Raw genomic sequence first — 1,504 nt, forward strand, 5'->3', positions numbered from 1 at the left:
GGTGTGTCAAAATTAATAAATTTAAGACAAAACTACTAAATTTTTTTAAAATAAATTATATTGAACATTTATTTTATTGATGTTATAATGATATTAAATAAACTGCTACACTTACCCAATGCCGCTAATGAAAGTGCAAGAATTGTGGTTTGAAGTACTGTTGTAATTAACATTAGTAACAATTTTGAAAAATAGTGTTTATATCAACGAGCTCGTTTTGTTCGACAAGTACGGTCAAAAATAAATGTTTGCATTAAAACACCAACTCACATTGCAATCGCTATAAAAAATTCACCTAAACCAATTCCATATTCCCCATATTGGTAACCTTGAATATGAACTGGAACTTGAAAAATTGATGAATTTAAATTTGCTCAATCACGAATTACTTGTTGTGCTCTTGCACTATATTTTGGTCAAGTTATATGTTCATCCAAATTGGGAAAAATCTCACGAACAAAGCCATCAATAAATTGTTTCCCTTCGCTTTCAATTACTTCCAATATTTTTTTAACAATTTCATAATATTGTGGATGATTTTTTTCAACATAGTCTAAGATTACTTTTCCAATTGAAGTATTAGGACCAATAATTAATAAAATTTTTTCTAAATAATTGCTAAAATCACGACCAGTTAAATAATATGTATTAGTTGATTCATCTCATTGCGCAAAAGCTCAGAACATTGAAGTACCTAATATCTCTGGTAAGGCAGAATGAACCAAAGCAGTTTTAATTTGGGTAAATGTATATAACACTTGTCCAACTAAAAAATTTTGTTTATATGTTGATCAAAACCGAGGAATGTTTTCTATTAAATATTCTAAAGTTTTAATAACTTCTGTTGGACTATGATTACCAATAGCAAGCATTAATTTAAAAATATTTTCTGTAAAACCACTATTAACTTGCAATTGAGCCCAATATTTATCAGCTGGTTTAAACATAGTTTCATCACCATGCAAATAATTTAATTTAATGGTCATACCATTTTGGTCTAATTCTAATGCTTTTGTATTAATATTATAAAATTTATTATTTGTAACAGATAAATTCACCATGCTATCATAACGATATTGCAATTTATAAAGATCTTTATCAATATCTTTATTATTATCAAATCATTCTTGTGCTTTTTCTTGACAAACAAGACTGCACCCCAAAAAGTAAGTAAAATTAAAAAAGAACTTTACTAAACTTTTAGAGGAGGTGCATTTTTATATGGCAAGAAAAGAACAAAAATTTAAAACATATACTGCATAATTTCGAAAAAATACAGTAAAAGAAATTGAACAAACATCGCTTACTTATATTGCACAAAAATATAAAGTAAATATAAAAACACTTGATTCATGACAAAGAAATTTTAAAAAAGGAATTTTAAATACACCAAAAGGTCCAAAATAACCATTTGGAAAAAAAGATTTAAACTATTATAAAGTTAGGTATGAATTATTAAAAAAGCTCCATGACTTTTACAATTAAATAAACAAAAAATAGTATC

At 26.1% G+C, this 1,504-nt stretch carries 1 protein-coding gene; it reads right to left on the bottom strand.

The window, feature by feature from the left end; genetic code table 4:
* Positions 1–68: 68 nt before the first annotated feature.
* Entirely contained in the window at positions 69–1,163 is a 1,095-nt protein-coding gene (locus D9R21_RS06400) for an ABC-2 transporter permease (protein WP_241568814.1), read from the bottom strand.
* Positions 1,164–1,504 lie beyond the last annotated feature (341 nt).

The sequence above is a fragment of the Spiroplasma endosymbiont of Megaselia nigra genome, from assembly GCF_003987485.1.
In the GTDB taxonomy this organism is placed as follows: Bacteria; Bacillota_I; Bacilli_A; order Mycoplasmatales; family Mycoplasmataceae; genus Spiroplasma.